This is a genomic window from Dolichospermum sp. UHCC 0352 (assembly GCF_009711925.1).
Classification (GTDB): domain Bacteria; phylum Cyanobacteriota; class Cyanobacteriia; order Cyanobacteriales; family Nostocaceae; genus Dolichospermum; species Dolichospermum lemmermannii.
Genome location: NZ_VIKY01000046.1, coordinates 1 through 3,748 on the forward strand (window position 1 = coordinate 1; position 3,748 = coordinate 3,748).

A 3,748-nucleotide genomic window follows, 5' to 3' on the forward strand; every position below is an offset into this window, starting at 1 on the left:
TTGATTTTCATCTCCGTAATTTCCCTCTGTAACATTTTGGGGTGCGGAATGTGGGATACAAAATTTCTCTGTAATTAAAAACTCCACAAAGATGAAAAATCCTTGAGGAGCTTGAGAGAGTATTAACAGCTTTTACCGAGCCATAAAGAATTAAGCCATAACACACCAAATAGTAAATTTACTAATTATCTGGAAGTTGCTTTTTCAACGCATCTAATAAAGCCCAACGGCTATCCGTAGGTGGTTCAGAAACAGCAGTATTTAAAATACCCGGACAATTAACATTGCATAATTGACGCTGAGGTAATGCTAAACACATCTGCTGATAGAGCCATTCACTGGGATCAAAATGACCATCAGGTGCTAAAGTTTCCAGTAAATCCTCTACAGCGACTTCCATTTCTAAAGGCAAATCTTCCGTTTGATTAGCGGTTTCGTCTAACCAAATAACTTCCTGAGTATTCAGAACCAAACGATGGTTATACTGCTGCAAACAGCGGTTGCAAGTACAGGTAACAATTGTTTCTGCCTGAGATGAAACTTCTAAATAATTACCCTGATGTTTAACCTGGATAACTCCGCGAACTGGTGTCAACGTTTCTAGTCCAGGCAGAAACTCTTGAACTTGAATTTCCTCTGTCCGCTCCGGGGCTTTAGTTAGCTGCGGAATAAAAATAGCGTCCATAGGATTTGTGAAATACCCTTAAAATTGAGCATGGGTAGTTGGTAATTGGTAATGGGTAACTGGTAATATTCTTGTCTGTTCCCTGTTCCCTATTACCTAATTATGGTGTAACTGCTTGACGAACAACTAAATAACGATAAGGTTCTTTACCACGACTGAAGGTTTCTAAATCAGAAAATTCCTGCAATAACGTGTGGATTTGGCGACGTTCTGAAGAACTGAGAGATTGAAGTTCTACCTCTCTGCCCGAAAACCGGACTTCTGCGGCAGCAGTTTCGGCTAAAGTGCGGATTTCAGATTCTCGTCTCACCCGATAACCACTTAATTCAACCGTGTAAGCCGTTTGATTGTCTTCTGGTTGGTTTAAGTTGAGAACGGAATTTGCTAGATACTGAATTCCGTCTAGCACCGAACCACCAGCACCAATTAAAATCCTAATTTGTTCTGATGTTAAATTAGTTTGATCTATTGTCAACCAGTAGCTTGCTCCTGCTGGGACATCTTGCTCAGAAGATGGGGTAGTTTCTAAATTAGCCCGTACTTGGGTAGATACACCAGTCAGAAGTAGCAAATTCTGTAACCATTGTTCACTACTTTGCATAGAAATGTCGCTCATAATCAACCATTAGCCTTTTTCTTAGAACTTTTGGGTTCAAATGGCAACGCTTTTACTTCGATAGTTTGGGCTTCTTTCTCTTGTAAATCTACGATTTTTTGAATTTCTTCTGGTAGAGGTTCACGGGAGAGAATATAGGTTTGGACGGTTTGGAAAACGTTACCAATTACCATATACATGAGAACTCCAGCCGGTAGAGGAAAGAATAAAAACATCCCAGAAAACAGCACAGGGGTAATTTTATTTACTGTATCTTGCTGAGGGTTGCCACCGCTGGAATTTTGTCCAGACAGCATTTGGCTCACATAAAGGCTGATACCAAAGAAGACAATCATCCCCACAATATCCCAGTGGACTGTGTTATCGGCATCAATAGCTCCGACTCGACCCAAAGCATCAATAAAGAGAAATCCTTTCTCTGCGGCTAGTCCGGGAATTGTGCCTTGAATGGTCACGTCTCCGGGTTCTAGAGCCTCTATATTGCCTTGGGCATCAATTTTGACCCTCTCTTCCCCTTTCATGATTTTCCATTGAGGAGTTAACTTAGCTTCTGGGTGTTCTACTAAGAGGGAATCAAATGATTTACCTTCTACGGTTTGATATTGAATCTTAGTTTTTTCTCCCACTGTTAACTTATTACCGCCTGGTAAGATGGCAGAAATGGGAGTATGTTCTCCATCAGCAATATAAATATTTTGCGGAGAAGTGGCAAAGGCTTGGGGTTGAATGCGCTCAATTTGTTCTTGAGGGAAGATTTGCAGATTAACGGAATAGTTAACGCCGGAAAAAGGCGACCCCCGCAAAGTGGCAAACAGTGCTAGTAATACTGGCATCTGCAAAAGTAGAGGGAGACATCCTGCTAAGGGATTACCAAATTCATTTTGGACCTTGAGCATTTCCTCTTGTTGCTTTTGCTGATCGTCTTTATAGCGTTCTTTGATTTCTGCCATGCGCTTTTGCATCAGCGGTTGCACGACTTTCATCCGTCGCATACTACGGATAGAACCGGCACTCAGGGGATAGAGTGCAAAGCGGATAATCAATGTTAAGGCTACTATCGCCAACCCATAGCTAGGGACAAAACCATAGAAAAGGTCTATGATTGGCAACATCACGTTGTTCGAGAGAAACCCGATACCAAAATCCATTATTCTGAATTCAACCTGCGGTACTTTGACACTCCCACCCCGGTGAGGAATGGGATGCTTAGTTGAGCCTATCCTCTGACTAGAGGGGGTTCTCTCCCAAGCTTTTGCTCTATATTGTAGAGGTTTTTGTTAAGCATTGCTGTGACTATCCACAAGCTACGCCAGCGAGGGAAGCTACGGATAGCCGCACATTATCTAAAAATCTGAATGTTGCCGCTCTGGACAAATGACTTATTTAGAACTGCTATATTGGGGATTTTTAGCAGCAACTTTTTCGTTAATGTAGTCATAGACTCCCCGAAAATTGGGAACAGCCCGCATTTCGATGAGAGTACCATTTTTGAGAGTGATTGCCATATCTCCCCATAGGCCGATGGCACGGGGAACTTTGACAACTTTTACCACTTCTGAATAAATTACATCAAAGCGATCGCGTCCCATCCAACCGCCAGTTACACATATCCTTCGATCTGTGATCCGGAAGCGCAGCCATATAGCCCTGACTATTGCCCCCACAGCTAAGGGGATACCCACCACTGTCAGTCCAATCAGCAGATTGAGAATTAAATCCCCAATGTGGGGACCACCCTCATAAAAAACTTCTTCACGAATGCCCATTTAATACCTCAGTTTGTGCCAACAACTGCTCTAATTCTTGCAGAAATTTCTGAGTTTCGCACTCAGATTCTGTTGTTGTTGGTTTCACAATTAATACTAGCCGCCATCCTGGGACTAATTTAGGCAATAATTGATGTAATGCTGCTGTCATTTGTCTTTTGATTTTGTTACGAACAACGGCGCGTTTACTGACTTTTGTACTAATGGCAATACCAATTTTTGTGGCAAGGGGGGCAGTATCCAAAGAAGGTTCTGTCAAAAGAGTAGGTTTTAAAGCTCTCAAAGTGAAATGAGAACTATGTCGCCGAATTCCTTCCCGGAAAACTGCCTGAAAATCCTGACGGGATTTGAGACGATATGCTTTGGGCAAAGCCACAACAGTTCTTAATTGCTGAATTTTACCCTACACGCTCAAACGATGCCGTCCTTTTTTTCTTCTAGCACTAATCACGTTTCTGCCGTCTGGTGTCCGCATTCTGGCGCGAAATCCAGATGTTCTTTTTCTCTTACGGCAAGTGCCGCCCAGGGTTCTTTGCATACTGTTCTCCTTTTAGGCGATTTTCATAAAAAGTCACAATCTGATATTTTACCACTTTACAGGCAACAAAAACATATTTCTGGATGGAGTTGTCAGTTGTCAGTTGTTCGTTGTCAGTAGGGGCGAAGCATTTGGAAGATAAA

At 42.3% G+C, this 3,748-nt stretch carries 6 protein-coding genes; all 6 read right to left on the reverse strand.

What is annotated here, in order from left to right; genetic code table 11:
• Positions 1 to 181: 181 nt before the first annotated feature.
• A complete protein-coding gene (locus tag FJR06_RS02975) occupies positions 182 to 685 on the reverse strand; it encodes a DUF177 domain-containing protein (protein WP_015081062.1) in 504 nt (167 codons plus the stop codon).
• A 100-nt stretch (positions 686 to 785) separates the two neighbouring features.
• A complete protein-coding gene (locus FJR06_RS02980) occupies positions 786 to 1,301 on the reverse strand; it encodes a R3H domain-containing nucleic acid-binding protein (RefSeq protein WP_015081063.1) in 516 nt (171 codons plus the stop codon).
• Between the two features lie 2 nt (positions 1,302 to 1,303).
• Positions 1,304 to 2,449: a membrane protein insertase YidC gene (yidC, locus tag FJR06_RS02985; protein WP_015081064.1), complete on the reverse strand. Its 1,146-nt coding sequence runs from the start codon at positions 2,447 to 2,449 to the stop codon at positions 1,304 to 1,306.
• Between the two features lie 231 nt (positions 2,450 to 2,680).
• Positions 2,681 to 3,067: a PH domain-containing protein gene (locus FJR06_RS02990; protein ID WP_015081065.1), complete on the reverse strand. Its 387-nt coding sequence runs from the start codon at positions 3,065 to 3,067 to the stop codon at positions 2,681 to 2,683.
• The gene (rnpA, locus tag FJR06_RS02995) at positions 3,054 to 3,443 is read right to left on the reverse strand and encodes a ribonuclease P protein component (protein WP_168650706.1); all 390 of its coding nucleotides are present in this window, start codon (positions 3,441 to 3,443) and stop codon (positions 3,054 to 3,056) included. The genes FJR06_RS02990 and rnpA overlap by 14 nt, the downstream gene beginning before the upstream one ends.
• 27 nt (positions 3,444 to 3,470) lie before the next feature.
• Entirely contained in the window at positions 3,471 to 3,605 is a 135-nt protein-coding gene (gene rpmH, locus FJR06_RS03000) for a 50S ribosomal protein L34 (RefSeq protein ID WP_015081067.1), read from the reverse strand.
• Positions 3,606 to 3,748 lie beyond the last annotated feature (143 nt).